The 17,078-nt window shown below is 64.0% G+C and carries 18 protein-coding genes; 8 read left to right on the top strand and 10 right to left on the bottom strand.

Features of this window, described 5'->3' with window-relative positions:
* Window positions 1-55: 55 nt before the first annotated feature.
* From ACO07D_RS16215 to ACO07D_RS16200, 4 genes are all read right to left on the bottom strand, one after another.
* Entirely contained in the window at window positions 56-1,021 is a 966-nt protein-coding gene (locus tag ACO07D_RS16215) for a DUF3179 domain-containing protein (protein WP_421705053.1), read from the bottom strand.
* A 10-nt stretch (window positions 1,022-1,031) separates the two neighbouring features.
* On the bottom strand, window positions 1,032-1,199 hold the full coding sequence (locus ACO07D_RS16210) for a hypothetical protein (protein ID WP_421703973.1): 168 nt from the start codon (window positions 1,197-1,199) through the stop codon (window positions 1,032-1,034).
* 104 nt (window positions 1,200-1,303) lie between these two features.
* Window positions 1,304-1,852, bottom strand: coding sequence for a peptidylprolyl isomerase (locus tag ACO07D_RS16205; protein ID WP_421705052.1), 549 nt, complete (start codon window positions 1,850-1,852; stop codon window positions 1,304-1,306).
* Between the two features lie 103 nt (window positions 1,853-1,955).
* A complete protein-coding gene (locus ACO07D_RS16200; RefSeq protein ID WP_421703972.1) occupies window positions 1,956-2,456 on the bottom strand; it encodes a peptidylprolyl isomerase in 501 nt (166 codons plus the stop codon).
* A 136-nt stretch (window positions 2,457-2,592) separates the two neighbouring features.
* On the opposite strand from ACO07D_RS16200, the gene ACO07D_RS16195 reads away from it, so the two are divergent.
* From ACO07D_RS16195 to ACO07D_RS16165, 7 genes are all read left to right on the top strand, one after another.
* A complete protein-coding gene (locus ACO07D_RS16195; RefSeq protein WP_421703971.1) occupies window positions 2,593-3,783 on the top strand; it encodes a phosphoglycerate kinase in 1,191 nt (396 codons plus the stop codon).
* A gap of 207 nt (window positions 3,784-3,990) precedes the next feature.
* Window positions 3,991-4,146: a hemin uptake protein HemP gene (hemP, locus tag ACO07D_RS16190; RefSeq protein WP_421703970.1), complete on the top strand. Its 156-nt coding sequence runs from the start codon at window positions 3,991-3,993 to the stop codon at window positions 4,144-4,146.
* A gap of 129 nt (window positions 4,147-4,275) precedes the next feature.
* On the top strand, window positions 4,276-5,169 hold the full coding sequence (locus tag ACO07D_RS16185) for a fructose bisphosphate aldolase (protein WP_421703969.1): 894 nt from the start codon (window positions 4,276-4,278) through the stop codon (window positions 5,167-5,169).
* Window positions 5,170-5,542: 373 nt separating this feature from the next.
* Window positions 5,543-5,845: an FtsB family cell division protein gene (locus ACO07D_RS16180; RefSeq protein ID WP_421703968.1), complete on the top strand. Its 303-nt coding sequence runs from the start codon at window positions 5,543-5,545 to the stop codon at window positions 5,843-5,845.
* 186 nt (window positions 5,846-6,031) lie between these two features.
* On the top strand, window positions 6,032-7,021 hold the full coding sequence (gene pdhA / locus ACO07D_RS16175) for a pyruvate dehydrogenase (acetyl-transferring) E1 component subunit alpha (RefSeq protein WP_421703967.1): 990 nt from the start codon (window positions 6,032-6,034) through the stop codon (window positions 7,019-7,021).
* A gap of 25 nt (window positions 7,022-7,046) precedes the next feature.
* The gene (locus ACO07D_RS16170) at window positions 7,047-8,414 is read left to right on the top strand and encodes a pyruvate dehydrogenase complex E1 component subunit beta (protein WP_421703966.1); all 1,368 of its coding nucleotides are present in this window, start codon (window positions 7,047-7,049) and stop codon (window positions 8,412-8,414) included.
* 12 nt (window positions 8,415-8,426) lie between these two features.
* Window positions 8,427-9,731 (top strand): pyruvate dehydrogenase complex dihydrolipoamide acetyltransferase, encoded by a 1,305-nt coding sequence (locus tag ACO07D_RS16165; RefSeq protein WP_421703965.1) that lies wholly within the window; start codon window positions 8,427-8,429, stop codon window positions 9,729-9,731.
* 66 nt (window positions 9,732-9,797) lie between these two features.
* Here the strand turns inward: ACO07D_RS16165 and cysE are convergent, their stop codons facing one another.
* Entirely contained in the window at window positions 9,798-10,619 is an 822-nt protein-coding gene (gene cysE / locus ACO07D_RS16160) for a serine O-acetyltransferase (RefSeq protein ID WP_421703964.1), read from the bottom strand.
* A 99-nt stretch (window positions 10,620-10,718) separates the two neighbouring features.
* Here cysE and ACO07D_RS16155 point away from each other — a divergent pair, with 99 nt between their 5' ends.
* A complete protein-coding gene (locus tag ACO07D_RS16155; protein WP_421703963.1) occupies window positions 10,719-11,057 on the top strand; it encodes a TraR/DksA family transcriptional regulator in 339 nt (112 codons plus the stop codon).
* Window positions 11,058-11,328: 271 nt separating this feature from the next.
* Here the strand turns inward: ACO07D_RS16155 and ACO07D_RS16150 are convergent, their stop codons facing one another.
* The 5 genes from ACO07D_RS16150 to fabF form a co-directional block, all read right to left on the bottom strand.
* Window positions 11,329-11,562, bottom strand: a complete 234-nt coding sequence (locus ACO07D_RS16150; RefSeq protein ID WP_421703962.1) for a hypothetical protein — start codon at window positions 11,560-11,562, stop codon at window positions 11,329-11,331.
* Window positions 11,563-11,612: 50 nt separating this feature from the next.
* Window positions 11,613-14,051, bottom strand: coding sequence for a phage tail protein (locus ACO07D_RS16145; protein WP_421703961.1), 2,439 nt, complete (start codon window positions 14,049-14,051; stop codon window positions 11,613-11,615).
* Window positions 13,978-14,328, bottom strand: a complete 351-nt coding sequence (locus ACO07D_RS16140) for a hypothetical protein (protein ID WP_421703960.1) — start codon at window positions 14,326-14,328, stop codon at window positions 13,978-13,980. The genes ACO07D_RS16145 and ACO07D_RS16140 overlap by 74 nt, the downstream gene beginning before the upstream one ends.
* Before the next feature lie 199 nt (window positions 14,329-14,527).
* Window positions 14,528-15,679, bottom strand: coding sequence for an endolytic transglycosylase MltG (mltG, locus tag ACO07D_RS16135; RefSeq protein WP_421703959.1), 1,152 nt, complete (start codon window positions 15,677-15,679; stop codon window positions 14,528-14,530).
* The gene (gene fabF / locus ACO07D_RS16130) at window positions 15,679-16,941 is read right to left on the bottom strand and encodes a beta-ketoacyl-ACP synthase II (protein ID WP_421703958.1); all 1,263 of its coding nucleotides are present in this window, start codon (window positions 16,939-16,941) and stop codon (window positions 15,679-15,681) included. Before fabF ends, mltG begins: the two co-directional genes overlap by 1 nt.
* Window positions 16,942-17,078: the final 137 nt, after the last annotated feature.

Below are 17,078 nucleotides of genomic sequence, written 5' to 3'. Positions count from 1 at the left end.
GCAGCGCCCCCAATCCCAAAAATAGAGCGTGCCGAAGGCACTCAATTCGGTAACATCAACCGCCCAACATCCAGGTCCCGTCCGGGAAGAAGGCGTGGAAGGCGAAGGCGAACATGACGTCATGGGGCACATCCTTGCCTGACGCATCGCGCACCCGGATCGTACCGACGTCACGCCCCTTGGCAATCCGCCCGCTATCGAGCGCGGAGGCCTGACCGGCCCCCCATGAGATCACCAAACCGGCTTCACGCACCTCGCCCAGATCTGCCAGGCGGGTCAGCGGCCAGGCGCGATTGCCAACGCGCACCACACGTTCAAGCGCGGGAATATCGTGGGGCGGCAACTCGCCGCTATACAGGAACGGCCGGTGCGAGCTGTCATAGCTCACATAGGGATTGCGCCCGTAGCTGCGCGGGTAACTGGGCTGCTCCATCACCAGCCCGTCCGGATTGCGCTGGGTGAACTCGGCCCAGCTTTCCATCCAACTGGGCAGCTGCACCAGTTCACGCCCGGTGAAATGGCCGACAATGCCCATGCCGATGGCCTGCTGCCACCAGCTCTCGGTCTCACGGTCATACATGACCATGTCCGAGTTCCTAAGCTTTCCGGACACGCCGAAACTCAACACGCCTTCGTCCACGCGCCGGTCGAAGACAATGCCGGAGTTGCAGAGCGGGCAGAAGGTCACCGCGACCGGCACATCGCCTACCTCGTCATTCACGATCTCATGCCAGGTCAGATAGCGGATTGGATAGGCGCGCGGGGTCTGGCCGGGCAGCTCCAAGGTTATCACGGGCTCCCGCGGGGCGATGCGGTTTTCGCCAGAGGCGGCCACCATCTCGGGATCCTGGATCGACGGGATGCCATCCTTGGGCGGGCCACCTGACAGGATCTCTTTCCAATTGTCGATTGAGGTTCTGGTGAAATCCGTGTTGGGCCATTCATGGCGCCAGAAGCTCGGATCGGCCGCAGCAGGCACAACAGGCAGGACGAGGGCACCAATCAGGGCGGCGAGGCGCAGGACCCGCACCTCAGACGTCCCAAACCGGGTTGCAGTCCTTGTCCCGGCTCAGCAGATGCAGCGCAGCGGGGAGGATCATCGCCTTGTACGGAGTCGGCGCGGCACCCTCAGCTTCGGGCATACGCGCCTCGGCCATCAGGCCTGCGGCGATCAGAAGAGCGGTCAGGGCAATGCGCATGGAAACCTCCTGTGGAACGTCCGGCGACTGTTTCTCGGATCGAAACAGAAAAGGGGGCAGCAATGCCACCCCCTTTCACAGCTCTTTGATCGACCGTGTGGCGCCTATTCGGCGGGAGCCTCTTTCACGCGCACGGTCTTCATCACATCGGGCTGGCCAATGACCGCGCCATTGCCGCCGGTGCCGCGTTTGATTGCGTTCACCACATCCATGCCGTCAACCACCTTGCCGACAACGGTATAGTCGCCATTCAGGAAATGGCCCGCGTCGAACATGATGAAGAACTGGCTGTTGGCGCTGTCGGGGCTTTGCGACCGCGCCATGCCGACGATGCCCGCATCGAAGGGGATCTCGGAAAATTCGGCGGGCAGGTCCGCACGGTCGGAACCGCCCCGCCCCGCCATGCGCATGTCACCGCCCAGCTTGCCGAACTGCACATCACCGGTCTGCGCCATGAACCCGTCGATCACGCGGTGAAAGACCACGTTGTCATACTGACCCTCAGCGGCCAAAGCAGTGATCTGCTCGACATGTTTCGGCGCCACATCGGCGAAGAGTTCCAGCACCACGGCACCATTGGCGCCTTCGCCCTCGATCATGATCTCGATACGCGGGTTGGCCGCGTCCGAGGCCGGTGCGGCGTTGGCCGCCATGCTGTCAAAGCTCGCGGGCGTCGAAAAGAACGTCGCCCAGAGCATGTAACCCACCACCAGGCCCGCGCCCGACAGGAAGGTCACCAGGGCAATCAGACGATCCTTAGCCATCAGCGGCCACCTTGACCGACACCATCATGTCCGGGTTCGCGGGCGGCTCGCCACGCACGATCGCGTCCACGTGCTCCATGCCCGAGGTCACGCGGCCATAAACCGTGTACTGGCGGTTCAGGAAGTGGTTGTCCGAGAAGTTGATGAAGAACTGGCTGTTGGCCGAATCCGGGTTCTGCGAACGGGCAGCGCCCAGGGTGCCGCGGTCATGCGGAATGCCCGAGAACTCGGCAGGCAGGTTCGGCAGGTCCGAGCCGCCGGTGCCCGCCATGCGCAGGTTGCCCGCATCCTTGCCGTGCTGAACGTCGCCGGTCTGCGCCATGAACCCGTCGATCACACGGTGGAACACCACGCCATCATACTGACCCGAGCGTGCCAGCTCCTTCATGCGTTCGCAGTGCTTGGGGGCGATATCGGGCAGCAGCTCGATCACCACCGTGCCGTTCTTCAGCTCCATCAGGATGGTGTTTTCGGGGTCCTTGTAGTCGGCCATCTGGCTCTCCTTTGTCTGTCAGTTGGCGCCAACCTAAGCGTCAAGGTCACAAGATGAAAGAGCCTCCGTGAAGACAGATTGACCTGAGCCTGCTTTTGGTGTGTCTGGGGACCGAACGACACCTGGGAGACGACGGATGGCCTGGAAGACCCTCGACGACATGGAGCTGGACGGCAAGGTTGTGCTGTGCCGCGTGGATATCAACGTGCCGGTGAAGGACGGCCAGGTCACCGACGACACCCGCATCCAGCGCATCGTGCCGACGGTGAGGGACATCGTCGCGGCGGGCGGCAAGCCGGTGCTGCTGGCGCATTTCGGCCGACCCAAGGGCGAACGGGTGCCGGACATGTCGCTGGAGATCGTGCGCCCGGCGCTGGAGGCCGCCCTGGGTCTGCCCGTTTCCTTTGCCGAAGACTGCATTGGTGCCCCCGCCAAACAGGCGGTGTCGGCGCTGGAACAGGGCCAGGTTCTGCTCTTGGAAAACACCCGCTACCACGCCGAGGAAACCAAGAACGAACCGATGTTCGCCGCCTCGCTGGCCGCGCTTGGTGATGTCTACTGCAATGACGCCTTTTCGGCCGCCCACCGCGCCCATGGCTCGACCGAGGGCATCGCCCGCCTGCTGCCCTCCTGCGCTGGGCGCCTGATGCAGGCCGAGCTTTCGGCGCTGGAAGCCGCCCTTGGCGCGCCGGACCGTCCGGTTGTGGCCGTTGTCGGCGGGGCCAAGGTCTCGACCAAACTCGACCTCCTTGGCAACCTGGTCGCCAAGGTGAACCACCTGGTGATCGGCGGCGGCATGGCCAACACCTTCCTGGCCGCACAGGGCGTGGATGTGGGCACATCGCTGGCCGAACATGAGATGGCTGACACCGCGCGCGAGATCCTGGCCAAGGCCGCCGAAGCGGGGTGCGAAATCGTGCTGCCCCGCGACATCGTCGTGGCGCGCGAGTTTGCCGCAAATGCCGCCAATGAAACCGTCGCTGTGGATGCCTGCCCGTCTGATGCGATGATCCTCGACGCCGGCCCCGAGACCGTCGCCTATATCAAGGGCGTGATCGAAAACGCGCGCACCCTGATCATGAACGGCCCCCTGGGCGTGTTCGAGATGGAGCCGTTCCAGACCGGCACCTTCGCCATGCTCGACGTGGTCGCCGCGCAGACCGGGGCGGGCGCCCTGACCTCGGTCGCCGGTGGCGGCGACACGGTGGCCGCGATCAATGCCTCGGGCCATGGCGATGATTTCACCTATATTTCCACTGCCGGGGGCGCCTTCCTCGAATGGATGGAGGGCAAGACCCTGCCCGGAGTCGCGGCTCTGGCAGGCTGAACTGTCTGAAATCATTAACCTTTCGTGAAAGCTCTGCCTCTCCGGCAGGGCTTTTATTTTCCCGCTTGATTTATCTGACTGTTTTTGTCAGATTACGCCTGTCCAGCCGCCGCAAGACGTCATCACCCAACCCGATTCACCCTTTAGGAGGAGCAGGCCCATGTCTTTCATCGAAACCCTGCTGGACCTGATCGAAGGAGGCCGCAAATGACCGCCCCCGCCCGCACCGAAGACTTCCAGACCCGCCCGACCCATGACGCGCTTGAGCTGACCCAACAGGGCAAGAACGCGCATATCGTGCTCAATGACATGGTCTACACGCTGACCATTACCCGCGCCGGCAAGCTGATCCTGACCAAATGAAAAAGGGGCGGTTCCGGCCGCCCTTTCCCCCCTGCCGGGGCTTTCCGTTAGCGCCATCGGAATTGAAACCCGCGTCCCCGTGCGGTAGAGCCTGAGCAAAACCATACATCAGACCCGTGGGGACTTCAGATGCCGAACCAGGATCAACTGACCAAAATTCGTGACGGAAACGGCTTCATCGCCGCGCTGGACCAATCGGGCGGCTCGACCCCCAAGGCGCTGCGCCTCTATGGTGTCGAGGAAGACGCCTATGGTTCGGATGCCGAGATGTTCGACCTGATCCACGCCATGCGCTCGCGCATCGCCCAGGCCCCGGCCTTTACCGGTGACCAGGTGGTCGGCGCGATCCTGTTCGAGATGACCATGGACCGCGAGATCGACGGCAAGCCCACCGCCACCTACATGTGGAACGACCGCGGCGTGGTGCCCTTCCTGAAGGTCGACAAGGGCCTGGCGGACGAGGAAAACGGCGCCCAGGTGATGAAGCCGATGCCCGAGCTCGATGCGCTCTGCGAACGCGCCGTCGCCGCTGGAGTTTTCGGGACCAAGATGCGGTCCGTCATTTCCGCCGCCAACAAGGCTGGTGTGGATGCGGTGGTGAACCAGCAGTTCGAGGTGGGCAAACAGATCCTGGGCCACGGTCTGGTGCCGATCATCGAGCCCGAGGTCACCATTTCGATCGCCGACAAGGCCGAGACCGAAGACCTGCTGCTGGAGGCGTTGACCGCCCAGCTGGACGCGCTGGAGGAAGGTCAGGAGGTCATGCTGAAACTGACCCTGCCCGAGGCCGCCAACCTCTACAAACCCCTGGTCGACCACCCGCGCGTGCTGCGCGTCGTCGCCCTGTCCGGTGGCTACTCGCGTGACGAGGCCAACGCGCGCCTGTCGCAGAACACCGGCATGATCGCCAGCTTCTCGCGCGCCCTGACCGAGGGTCTGTCGGCCCAGCAGTCGGATGACGAGTTCAACGGCACCATCAAGGGCACGATCCAGTCGATCTATGACGCCTCGGTCGCGGGCTAAACCCAGCCGAAATCACATCGCGAAAGGCGGTCCCACCCGGGGCCGCCTTTTTTTGTGAGCCTTCCTTTCTGGCTCTCGTGATGCGTCGGCAAAGATGAGCCGCCCTCGCACCGCGCAGCGGGGCGGCGCCCGACCCTCCCCACGGGAGGGCGCCTTTGCAACGTTTCAAACCCAACTAACGGATCGGTCGGTGCAGGCCACTTGCATAAGGATAACGATGCGAAGCGCCCACCCAGGGTCGGGCGCCGCCCCGCCACTCCCCCGCGTTGGCCGCCTGATTTTCTCTGGAACGATTCGATTTGGGATTCACAGCACCCCGCCCCTGTGGCATAGTAAACAAAACCGCCCGACAGAGGCGAAGAACGAGGCAGACATGAGCGGACCCCGCAGACAGACCGGCTTTGGTGGCGTCATCTTTTTCGTGGTGGCGATTGGCCTTGGCCTGTATTTCACCTTCGCTTCCGTGCAGGGGGACTATGGCCTGTTCCGCCGCATTCAGATCGATGCCGAGGCCGAGGTGCTGCGCGGCGAACGCGACCGTCTGGTGGCCGAGATCAACGCGCTCTCGAACAAGACCCTGCGCCTGTCGGACGATTACCTGGACCTCGACCTGCTGGACCAACAGGCCCGCGAAGTGCTGGGCATGGTGCGCTCTGACGAGGTCGTGCTGCGCTGATCCGCGCCGCAAACCCCGAAAATCCCCTTTGAAATCAATGCTCGCCAAACGGTTGCGTCTGGCGCATGGCAGCGCTGCGTGACGCTGCGGAAATTTTCGGTGAAATTTCGGATCACCTCCTGTATAAGATTGTTTAACGCTAAACTATTGTCTGTCACACGCCAGACGCGAAGAGGAGGACGCTTCATGGCAGCCCGTAAAAGCGCCAAGAAACCAAACACTTCCAAGGAAGAGCTGCTCGGTTATTACCGCGAGATGTTGCTGATCCGGCGATTCGAGGAAAAGGCCGGCCAACTGTACGGTATGGGACTGATCGGCGGCTTCTGCCACCTTTACATCGGTCAGGAAGCGGTCGTCGTCGGGCTGGAAGCCGCGGCGAAGGAAGGCGACAAGCGCCTGACCTCCTACCGTGACCACGGCCACATGCTGGCCTGTGGCATGGACCCCAAGGGCGTCATGGCCGAGCTGACCGGGCGTGAAGGCGGCTTGTCCAAAGGCAAGGGCGGCTCGATGCACATGTTCTCGAAAGAGGCGCATTTCTACGGCGGCCACGGCATCGTCGGCGCCCAGGTGCCGATCGGCACCGGCCTGGCCTTCGCCGACAAGTATCTCGAAAACGGCGGCGTGACCTTTACCTATTTCGGGGACGGCGCGGCCAACCAGGGCCAGGTCTATGAAAGCTTCAACATGGCCGAGCTGTGGCAGCTGCCCGTCGTCTATGTGATCGAGAACAACCAATATGCCATGGGCACCGCGGTGAAACGCGCGAGCTCCGTGCCCGAGTTCTACAAGCGCGGCGTCAGCTTCGGCATCCCGGGCGAGGCCGTCGACGGCATGGACGTGCTGGCGGTGAAGGAAGCGGGCCAGAAGGCTGCTGACCACTGCCGCGCCGGCAAGGGGCCGTACATTCTGGAAATGAACACCTATCGCTACCGTGGCCATTCGATGTCGGACCCGGCGAAATACCGGACCCGCGAGGAAGTGCAGAAGATGCGCGAGGAGCATGACGCGATCGAACATGTGCGCTCGCTGCTCTTGAACGGCAAACACGCGACCGAAGACGACCTGAAGGCGATTGATAAAGAGATCAAGGCCATCGTCAACGAAAGCGCCGAGTTCGCCAAGGAAAGCCCCCTGCCTGCAGTCGAAGAACTGTGGACGGACATCTACGCCTGAGCGCCGGAACGAGGAGACACGAAAGATGGCAACCGAAATTCTCATGCCCGCCCTCTCCCCCACGATGGAGGAAGGCACCCTGGCCAAGTGGCTGGTCAAGGAAGGTGACACCGTCAGCTCCGGCGACGTGATCGCGGAAATCGAAACCGACAAGGCCACGATGGAGTTCGAGGCCGTGGACGAAGGCATCATGGGCAAGATCCTGGTGGCTGAAGGCACCGAAGGCGTCAAGGTCAACACGGCGATTGCCGTGCTGGTCGAGGAAGGCGAAAGCGCCGATGACGTGGCCGTCCCGGCCCCGGCCGCCACACCCGCTGCCGCCGAGGCTCCCGCCCCCGCCGCTGCGGCCGCCCCGGCGGCGCCGGTCGAAACCGTGGTGCCGGAAGATCCGGAAATCCCCGAAGGCACCGAGATGCGCAAGACCACCGTGCGCGAAGCCCTGCGCGACGCCATGGCCGAGGAAATGCGCTCGGATGACAGCGTGTTCCTGATGGGTGAAGAAGTCGCCGAATATCAGGGCGCCTACAAGGTCTCGCAAGGTCTGCTGGACGAGTTCGGCGCCAAGCGCGTGATTGACACGCCGATCACCGAACACGGGTTCGCGGGTCTGGCCGCCGGTGCCGCCATGGGCGGTCTGCGTCCGGTCGTCGAGTTCATGACCTTCAACTTCGCCATGCAGGCGATTGACCACATCATCAACACCGCCGCCAAGACGCGTTACATGTCCGGCGGCCAGATGACCTGCCCGATCGTCTTCCGTGGTCCGAACGGCGCCGCCGCCCGCGTGGCCGCTCAGCACAGCCAGGACTACGCCGCCTGGTACGCGCAGATCCCCGGTCTGCACGTGGCGATGCCCTATTCGGCCGCCGACGCCAAGGGTCTGATGAAGACCGCGATCCGCGAGGACAACCCGGTTGTCTTCCTGGAAAACGAGCTGCTCTATGGTCAAAGCTTCGACGTGCCGGTGATGGATGACTTCACCGTGCCCTTCGGCAAGGCCCGCATCTGGCGCGAAGGCTCGGATGTGACCATCGTGAGCTTCGGCATCGGCATGAAATACGCGCTGGAGGCCGCCGACAAGCTGGCCGAGGACGGGATTTCCGCCGAGGTCATCGACCTGCGCACCCTGCGTCCGCTGGACACGGATACGGTGATCCGCTCGGTCATGAAAACCAACCGCTGCGTGACGGTGGAAGAGGGCTGGCCGGTCGCCTCGATCGGCAACCACATCTCGGCTGTGCTGATGGAACAGGCGTTCGACTACCTCGACGCCCCGGTCCTGAACATGACCGGCAAGGACGTGCCCATGCCCTATGCCGCGAACCTGGAAAAACTGGCGCTGATCACCACCGAAGAGGTGATCGCCGCCGCCAAAGCCGTCACCTACCGGTAAGGAGACAGAGAAATGGCTACTGAAATCCTGATGCCCGCCCTGTCCCCCACGATGGAGGAAGGCACGCTTGCGAAATGGCTGGTCAAGGAGGGCGACACGGTCTCCTCCGGCGACCTGCTGGCCGAGATCGAGACCGACAAGGCGACGATGGAGTTCGAAGCGGTCGATGAGGGCGTGATCGGCAAGATCCTGGTGCCCGACGGGTCGGAAGGCGTGGCGGTGAACAGCCCGATCGCGATCCTGCTCGAAGAGGGCGAAAGCGCCGATGACATCGCGGCTCCGGCAGCGCCTGCTGCCGCGGCGGCGGAGGCGGCCTCCGCAGGAGGCTCCGACGCAGCCGCCCCTGCCGTTGCTACTGCCCCGGCGCCCGCCGCGCCCCAATCGGTCGACGGCAACCGCATCTTCGCCTCGCCGCTGGCCCGCCGTATCGCTGCCGACAAGGGTCTGGACTTGAGCCAGATCGACGGCACCGGCCCGAAAGGCCGCATCGTCAAGGCTGACGTGGAAGGCGCAACCGCCACTGCACCGGCTCCCGCCCCGGCGGCTCCCGCCCCTGCCCCGGCCGCCGCTACCGCCGCCCCCACTGGCCCCTCGGCCGTCATGGTGGCGCGCATGTACGAAGGACGTACCTTCGAGGAGGTCAGCCTGGACGGTATGCGCAAAACCATTGCCGCACGCCTCACGGAAGCCAAGCAGACCATCCCGCATTTCTACCTGCGCCGCGACATCCAACTGGACGCGCTGCTGGCTTTCCGCAGCCAGCTGAACAAGCAGTTGGAGGGCCGTGGGGTGAAGCTGTCGGTCAATGACTTCATCATCAAGGCCGTCGCCGTCGCACTGCAACAGTTCCCCGACGCCAATGCGGTCTGGGCCGGTGACCGGGTGTTGCAGATGAAAGCCTCGGACGTGGCTGTGGCCGTCGCCATCGAAGGCGGGCTGTTCACCCCGGTGCTGCAGGATGCTGACATGAAGTCGCTGTCCGCGCTGTCCGCCGAGATGAAGGACCTGGCGGGCCGTGCCCGCGACCGCAAGCTGGCCCCGCATGAATACCAGGGCGGCAGCTTCGCGATCTCGAACCTGGGCATGTATGGCATCGACAATTTCGACGCCATCGTGAACCCGCCCCATGCCGGCATCCTCGCCGTGGGCGCGGGTGTGAAGAAACCGGTGGTGAACGCCGAGGGCGAGCTGGCCGTGGCCACCGTCATGTCGGTCACCATGTCGGTCGACCACCGCGTGATCGACGGTGCGCTGGGTGCGGACCTGCTGAACGCGATCAAGGACAACCTGGAAAACCCGGTGGCGATGCTCGCCTGACCCGACCTCCAGACAGAAAGAAGGCCCCGGAAGTATCCGGGGCCTTTTTCGTTTCAGGTAGGTGGGTTACACCTGCTTCTTCAAGCAATCTTCCAGCGTCTGATCCATCTCGACCGACGGGGTGTCGCAGCCCGCTTCGCCGACGATCTTGGCAGGCACGCCCGCCACGGTCACATTCGGCGGCAGGTCCTTCAAGACCACGGAACCGGCAGCAATACGCGAGCAGTGGCCCACGCGGATATTGCCCAGCACCTTGGCGCCCGCGCCGATCAGCACGCCGTCCTCGATCTTCGGATGACGGTCCTCATCTTCCTTGCCGGTGCCGCCCAGGGTCACCGAATGCAGCATCGAGACATTGTCACCGACCACCGCGGTCTCGCCGATGACGATGGAATGGGCATGGTCGATCATGATCCCCTTGCCGATCCGCGCGCCGGGGTGAATGTCGATCCCATAGACTTCCGAGCAGCGCATCTGGATGAAATAGGCCAGATCCTTGCGGCCGTGGGTCCACAGGTAATGCGACAGGCGATAGGCCTGCATCGCCTGATATCCCTTGAAGTAAAGCACCGGCTGCAACATGCGATGGCAGGCCGGGTCACGTTCCAGGATGGCCGAGATATCCGCCCGAGCGGCTTCCGCCAGGTCCGGGCTGTCGGCATAGGCCTCATCCGCGATTTCCCGCAGCAGCACCATCGACATCTCGTTCGACGACAGTTTCGCGGCAATCCGGTAGGACAGCGCCTTTTCCAGCGTCTTATGATGCAGCACACAGGCACCGATCAGACCGCCCAGAAGCGGCTCATCGGCGATGACTTCCTTCGCCTCGCGGGTGATCCGGTCCCAGACCGGGTCCAGTTTTCTCAGCTCTGCGCGCGCTTCGGCCATGGGGGCCTCCTTCAGATGGCGGGGCATGTTGAATGGTGATTTTACACCAGATAGGCTTTCAAAACCAAATGGCAAAGGGTGATGCAAGGGATTTCCGGCTTGAATGACAGCGAATTGAAAGGCTTTCGCGCGCGGTTGGAGGACGAGCTGGCCGCACTGGATCACGAGGATGATCTGGGCGCCGAGGGGCAGAAGGTGGTGACGCTGGACCAGCAATCCGTCGGCCGCCTCAGCCGCATGGACGCGCTGCAGGGCCAAGCCATGGCCAAGGCCACCCAGGCCCGGCGCGAGGCCCACCGCATCCGCATCCACGCCGCCCTTGCCCGGATGGAGGACGGCGAGTTCGGCTATTGCACCGATTGCGGGGAAGAGATTGCGCCCAAACGGCTGGAGCTGGACCCGACCGTGCCCACCTGCATTTCCTGCGCGCAGGGTTAGCTTAGCGTGGACAGACCTTTCGCTGCGGCGGAAGCGTGACGCGCCCGACCCTGGGTTGGCGCTTGGGAACGGTTCTGTGGGGTGGTGCGCGTTCCACAACAGGAACGGCTGTAATGGTCGATAGGTCGGAAATGCGCCCGCCTGCGGGGAGGGGCCCCTCTCGGCAGAATTTGCTTGCAACTTCGCCTGCAGGGTCAATGCAGGCGCGTCGCGGCTGCACCGCTCCGGGTGACACTTTTCTGCATTTGCTCGACTAACCCATGCGCAAGCCTCACCCCGCCCGTTCCAGCACCGCATCAAAGATCATCGCCAGGCAGGCCGCATAGTCCGGATCGTCCAGGAAGGGCTCCCGCCTGCGCGGGCGCACCATGGCGACCGACATGAGCGACCCATTGCCCCAGAGCGGATGCACCCGCCCGGTGTCGCGCCGATAGGCATCGGCGGCCTCGGCCTCGGCCAACATACGGTGGAGCAGCTCCGCACGTGCCGCAGGGGCCACGCTCAACAGAGCGCAGCCCGCCGCGGATAGATCTCCGTGCCCCAAGGGGCGCATGATCAGGCGCCCACCGTGAGGCGCCGGAACAGGCCAGGGCCAAAGCGGTCCGACACCTGCGCCACGTCGATGTTGAACGTGGCCCCCACCGCATCCGCACTTTGCGCAGCAGCGGTGTAGGTCCAAGCGGGCGTGGCCACCGTTTCCTCTCGCAGCAGGCTTTCACCATCCAGCACCCGCACCAGGTAGCTTTCCACGCTTTCGCCCAAGGGCACCTCGGCATTCTGCCAGCTGTCGCCTTCGGATCGGGTGCGACGGATCCAACTGACATCCAAGTCGCCACCATTCGCCGCCGCCTCCAGATGAACCGGCGCATAGGGCCGCAAGCCGATGCCGTTGAAGGCCTCGATCCGGTGCTGGTAGACCGGGTCGTCATAGCTGCGCCCGGAGGGACCGACGCGATAGTGACGCGCCAGGCCACGTTCGTTGGCATTGAGCTGGATCTGCCCCACGGCATTGTTCAGGAGCACCACATAGCTGCCCTCCGGCCATTGATCCGGCATCACCGCGTCACTGCCCAGCTGCCCGCGCAAGCGGCCGGTGAGGTCATAGACGCCCTGCTCGACCAGGATCGCGTCGGTGAACTGGAATATCTCCCAGTTCTCAGACGTACCATCGCCGATGGCAGCCAGGTTGGCGCCATTCAGAACCTGCAGCAGAGAGGCGCTATCCAGCGTGCCGTTCGACATGCGCACGCGCAGGGCAGGCCCGTGATCCACCACCCCGTGACGTGCGGCAAAGAGCGTGGTTTCCGTCACCCCCATGGTCGCATTGGTGGTCAGGAGCGTATTGAGCTCATAACCAGCATCCTGCGCCGCCGAATAAAGCGCGATGGACCCTGGCCAGGGCTGTGAAACCACGCCCAGATGTGGCGCGTGTTCAACCTCGTCACCTGTGATCAGAGGCAGGTCCATGAACAGCGGGAAGGCAGGCACCGCAGGCACGAAGGGTTTCGGGCGCACCATCAATTCGATGGAATCGGACGGCTCGTAAAGCCCCGGTTCGATACGCACTGCGTTAACCATGGCCACGCCGGATTGCTCCACGTGATCCAGGCGGTAGATCTCGGTGCCGGCCTCGGTCTCGATCTCGACCACATCGCCGGCCATCATGCCGGTGGCGGAGGGTGGCAGCGCAAAGCTTGCACTGTCACGCGCCACGCGGGCCTCGGCCAGCCAACGCTCGGTGATCGCCTGGCCCTCGCTTTGCAAGAGCACCAAGGGGAACTCGGATTGCGACACCGCGCGGCTGACCTCATCAGGGAAGATCGCTTCGGCCGAACGCACCTCATAATCCCCTTCCGCCTCGACATAGTTCAGCCGCACGCGGCCCGCCATGTCGGCGGATGGGGCGCGGGTCAGAGACAGGGTCACGTCCTGATCGCCGGTGAGAGCCAGGGCCTCCGGATCCAACACGTGGGTGGTACGCCCGTCGCGAGAGGCGAAGATCAGCTTGCCTTCGCGCTCTGCCGCCTCGAATCCATAGGCCAGCATCAAGGGTTGCAGTGCCGCGCGTGCGCCGGAGATCGACGTGACCGAATAGCCCCGCACGACGCCGTGCAAGTCGGTGACATCATAGTCGGTGACGCCGGAACGTTCGCAGATCTCACCCACGACCGAGCCCAGCGACCGCGCAGAAGCACGCCCGTTCATCCAGTGACCGAACGGGTAGTTCACCCCATCGCTCCACAGGTCGATATTGCCCGGGAACCAGGGGAAGGGCCGCGCATCCCATGCCCAGACATGAGCGCGTGACATGTCGATCATCTGCACGCCGGTCTCAACATCGGTGATGTTATTGGCCGGGTCGCCCCAATACTCATACATCGCGCGCAGGTACTGGCGCTGGATATAGTCATCACGCCGCCCGTTCGAGAACTTGGGCAGGCTGCTCTCCGAGCTTTTCGGGTCGAGGAACTTGTTGGGTTGATTGGTGCCCTTGTCCACGGCGGCGCAGCCCAGTTCGTCGACCCAGGCCGCATCAAACTGCGGCCCGCGCAGGGCCTCGGGCTCATGGGCCGAGAACGCTTGGGCAGTGGCGCCGTTGGACCAGACGAGGCGTCGCTTGGACGCCTCCCACACCGGGCGACGATCAGGCGGCGAACAGGCCAGGATGCCGCTGTCGCCAAAGATCATCACATCGCGCACCTGATCGAAGGTCTCGCCCACCAGGGCCATGCGTTCTGCACGGCCGGCGGCCAAGGGGGAGCCCCCCTCGACCTCGGCACGGACCCATTCCGATCCGGCACGGGTCTTGCCCGCACCGCGCCCGCCCATGATCACCCAGGTGCGCCAGTCGCCGTCGGGCGGCAACTGGTGCGGCAGGGCCCAGAATTCGAACAGGTAAGGCAGCGCCATCAGCGCGCCGTCACTCAGGTCGTTCAGAAAGGCTTCCTGCTCGCTCTGCGGCTTGCAGGACAGCCAATCGGCGCCCGATCTCATCGCGTGCTGCGTCAAGGTCAAGCTCTCCTTCGGCACATGTGCCGGTTGCGTGTTTTCGGGCCTGGTCAACTCGTTTCCTTTCTTCAATCACACTCTGCATCGCCATGCGGGCTTCCTTGGTCGTTTTTGCAACGTCCTGTGGCCCGTCTTTTTCACCGTCCTTGAGCCTCAGCAGCGCCTCGTCCAACGCAGCCAAGGCACGCAGAAAGTGCCGTTCGATCAGCTCCAGAATTTCCTCCGGGGCCATCTCCTTCCCTGTGGGCGTATTCAAAGTCATGGGTGCTCTTGCCTCTCATGCTGACTCCCGCACGAGCGAAATGAAAAAGCGACCACCGGGAGGGGTCCCGGGGCCGCTTGCCCATCTCTTCTAGCATGCCACAAGTCCTACATCGGACCGGGCGCTCTGTCAAGTCGGGCACCCAGTGGAGCGCCCGACATGTTCATGATTTCTTTACACTTTCGCCATCGAGCAACGCCTATTGATTGGCCCGTTCCGCCTCGATCTCACGCCATTTGGCGACGTTGCGGTTGTGCTCATCCAGCGTTTCCGCAAAGGCGTGACCGCCGGTGCCATCCGCCACGAAGAACAGGTAGGGCGTGCCGTCCGGGTTCAACGCGGCCTCGATCGCCTCCAGCCCCGGGTTGGCAATCGGGGTCGGCGGCAGCCCGTCGATCACATAGGTGTTCCACGGCGTGTCCGAGCGCAGCTCGCTTTGCCTAAGACCTCGGCCCAAGGCGCCCTGCCCCTTGGTAATGCCATAGATCACTGTCGGGTCCGTCTGCAGCCGCATGCCGCGGTTCAGGCGGTTGACGAAGACGCTCGCCACCTGGCGGCGTTCCTCGGCCAGGCCGGTTTCCTTTTCGACGATGGAGGCCATGATCAGCGCTTCTTCGGCGTTGGCATAGGGCAGCCCCTCGGCACGCGCCTCCCAGGCCGCGGCCAGGCGTTCGGCCTGAGCGGCGGCCATACGCGCGATCACATCCGCGCGGTTGTCCCCCGGGCGCACCTCATAGCTGTCCGGCGCCAGGCTGCCTTCGGCGGGAAGTTCGGCGACCTCACCCTCAAGGAATTCCGCCCCGTTCAGAGCGTCCACAATCTGCCAGCTGGTCGCGCCTTCCGCCAAGGCAATGCGATAACGCGTATCGCCCTGATCCCTCACGCGGGTGTAATCCGCAGGCGCTTCGTCGCCCGGCGTGAACTCCGCCTTGGTCACAAAACGCTGCGTTGCCGGGTCCAACTCGCGCACCTGCACTTCGTGCGACAGGATGCCGATGCGATAGACCACTTCGGTCCCGCAGGTCGACGCGCCGCCGCGGGTGACGATGTCGACGATCTGTTCCATCGAGGCGCCTTCGGGCACCAGGAAAGACCCCGCCTTCAACTGGCTTGACTTGCCGCTGTATTCGACGCCAATGCGAAAGATCGCCCCGTTGGAAATCGCGCCCTCGTCCTCCAACTGGCGGCTCACACGGGCAAAGGTCGACCCGCCCGCAACCCGCAGGCAGATCGCCGCCTCAAGCGGTCCCTGGTTGCTGTATTGCTTCTTGCCCCAGGCCACGACGCCCCCCGCCGCGATCAGCATCACGACGAAAAGCGTCAGCGCGTTGGACGCGATATTGCGCCACATCAGTCGGTGACCTTGCCCAGTACCAGACAGGCGTTCGTGCCACCAAAGCCGAAGCTGTTGGAGAGGGCGACGTTGATCTCGCGCTCTTCCTTGGCATTGGCGGCCAGCGACAGTTTCGGCGCGATGGCCGGGTTGTCCAGGTTGATGGTCGGCGGCGCGACCTGGTCACGGATGGCGAGCGTACAGAACACGGCCTCGACCGCGCCAGCAGCGCCCAACAGGTGACCGATGGAGGATTTGGTCGAGGACATGGTGGCCTTTTCGGCCGCATCGCCCAGCAGACGCTCCACCGCGCCCAGCTCCACAGTGTCGGCCATGGTCGAGGTGCCGTGCGCGTTGATGTAATCCACCGCCGAGGGCTCAAGACCCGCGTGTTTCAGCGCCGCTTCCATCGCTCGGTAGCCGCCGTCACCATCCTCGGCCGGCGCCGTGATGTGATAGGCGTCGCCCGACAAGCCATAGCCCAGCACTTCGGCATAGATCTTCGCGCCACGCGCCTTGGCGTGTTCATATTCCTCCAGCACCACGATCCCGGCGCCTTCACCCATGACGAACCCGTCGCGGTCCTCGTCATAGGGACGGCTGGCGGCCTGCGGGTCATCGGCACGCTTGGTCGACAGCGCCTTGCAGGCGTTGAAACCCGCGATGCCGATCTCGCCAATCGCGGCCTCGGCGCCACCGGCGATCATCACGTCGGCGTCGCCATATTGGATCAGGCGGCTCGCATCACCAATGGCATGCGCGCCGGTCGAACAGGCGGTGACCACCGCGTGGTTCGGACCCTTGAACCCGTATTTGATCGACACCTGGCCCGAGATCAGGTTGATCAGCGAGCCGGGGATGAAGAAGGGCGAAACGCGACGCGGACCGCGTTCCTTGATCAGCACCGCGGTGTCGGCAATCGAGTTCAACCCGCCGATGCCCGACCCAATCATCACGCCGGTGCGCAGCTTGCCTTCCTCGTCTTCCGGAGCCCAGCCCGAGTCCTCAACGGCCATCTGCGCGGCGGCCATGCCGAACAGGATGAATTCATCGACCTTGCGCGCTTCCTTGGGGGCCATGAAATCGTCGGGGTTGAACGTCCCGTCCGACCCGTCGCCATAGGGCACTTCGCAGGCATATTTGGTGGTGACGTTCGACGCATCGAACTTGGTGATCGGGCCCGCGCCCGATTTGCCCGCCAGGATACGCTCCCAGGTTTCCTCGACCCCGCTTGCCAGCGGAGAGACCATGCCCAGACCCGTGATGACCACTCGACGCATACTGCTGCCCTTTCCAGGTTCATTTCGCTTCGCAGCTTGATACCCCGGCGCGCGGGGGTGGGGCAAGACGGAAAGACCACCCGGGCATGTCGCCGCCCAGCCAGCGCACAAACGAAAAACGGCGCCCCAAGGGACGC

The sequence above is a fragment of the Aliiroseovarius sp. genome (genome assembly GCF_965228805.1).
Classification (GTDB): Bacteria; Pseudomonadota; Alphaproteobacteria; order Rhodobacterales; family Rhodobacteraceae; genus JASBTN01.
The sequence above is the reverse complement of the archived record's forward strand: the minus strand, read 5'-3'. Positions and strand labels throughout refer to the sequence as shown.

Bases quoted from the DNA above. Each gene is read 5' to 3' on its own strand.
- mltG (WP_421703959.1), bottom strand. From the start codon at position 15,679: ATGTGGCGCAATATCGCGTCCAACGCGCTGACGCTTTTCGTCGTGATG.
- ACO07D_RS16170 (WP_421703966.1), top strand. From the start codon at position 7,047: ATGGCAACCGAAATTCTCATGCCCGCCCTCTCCCCCACGATGGAGGAA.
- ACO07D_RS16195 (WP_421703971.1), top strand. From the start codon at position 2,593: ATGGCCTGGAAGACCCTCGACGACATGGAGCTGGACGGCAAGGTTGTG.
- cysE (WP_421703964.1), bottom strand. From the start codon at position 10,619: ATGGCCGAAGCGCGCGCAGAGCTGAGAAAACTGGACCCGGTCTGGGAC.
- pdhA (WP_421703967.1), top strand. From the start codon at position 6,032: ATGGCAGCCCGTAAAAGCGCCAAGAAACCAAACACTTCCAAGGAAGAG.
- ACO07D_RS16180 (WP_421703968.1), top strand. From the start codon at position 5,543: ATGAGCGGACCCCGCAGACAGACCGGCTTTGGTGGCGTCATCTTTTTC.
- ACO07D_RS16185 (WP_421703969.1), top strand. From the start codon at position 4,276: ATGCCGAACCAGGATCAACTGACCAAAATTCGTGACGGAAACGGCTTC.
- ACO07D_RS16200 (WP_421703972.1), bottom strand. From the start codon at position 2,456: ATGGCCGACTACAAGGACCCCGAAAACACCATCCTGATGGAGCTGAAG.
- ACO07D_RS16210 (WP_421703973.1), bottom strand. From the start codon at position 1,199: ATGCGCATTGCCCTGACCGCTCTTCTGATCGCCGCAGGCCTGATGGCC.
- fabF (WP_421703958.1), bottom strand. From the start codon at position 16,941: ATGCGTCGAGTGGTCATCACGGGTCTGGGCATGGTCTCTCCGCTGGCA.
- ACO07D_RS16165 (WP_421703965.1), top strand. From the start codon at position 8,427: ATGGCTACTGAAATCCTGATGCCCGCCCTGTCCCCCACGATGGAGGAA.
- ACO07D_RS16205 (WP_421705052.1), bottom strand. From the start codon at position 1,852: ATGGCGGCCAACGCCGCACCGGCCTCGGACGCGGCCAACCCGCGTATC.
- ACO07D_RS16140 (WP_421703960.1), bottom strand. From the start codon at position 14,328: ATGACTTTGAATACGCCCACAGGGAAGGAGATGGCCCCGGAGGAAATT.
- ACO07D_RS16145 (WP_421703961.1), bottom strand. From the start codon at position 14,051: ATGAGATCGGGCGCCGATTGGCTGTCCTGCAAGCCGCAGAGCGAGCAG.
- hemP (WP_421703970.1), top strand. From the start codon at position 3,991: ATGACCGCCCCCGCCCGCACCGAAGACTTCCAGACCCGCCCGACCCAT.